Genomic DNA, 273 nt, shown 5'->3' with positions numbered 1-273 from the left:
CACCGAGCCCACCTCCCTCGACACCCCGGCCAGCAGCGGAGCGCATCAGTGAACGCACCCACCACCACCGCACCGGGCACCACAACAGTGCCCACCATCGGCCCGGCCCCCGCCCGGCGGCCCGGCACCGGGACCGCCCTGCGCTGGGAGATCACCAAACTCGCAGCCCAGGCCCGCAGCCGCTACACCCTCCTGGGCTGCGTGCTGGCACCGATCGCCATCGTGCTGGTCTTCAACGGCCAGCAACAGACACCCAAGGACACGATCTTCGGG

At 71.1% G+C, this 273-nt stretch carries 1 pseudogene; it reads left to right on the top strand.

From position 1 onward, the window contains the following. Positions 1-48: 48 nt before the first annotated feature. Positions 49-273, top strand: a pseudogene (locus C6N31_RS42930) (hypothetical protein); the annotation flags it as partial.

The organism is Streptomyces fildesensis (assembly GCF_016107395.1).
Classification (GTDB): Bacteria; Actinomycetota; Actinomycetes; order Streptomycetales; family Streptomycetaceae; genus Actinacidiphila; species Actinacidiphila fildesensis.
Note: the sequence above shows the minus strand (reverse complement) of the source record. Positions and strands in the feature narration are given on the sequence as shown.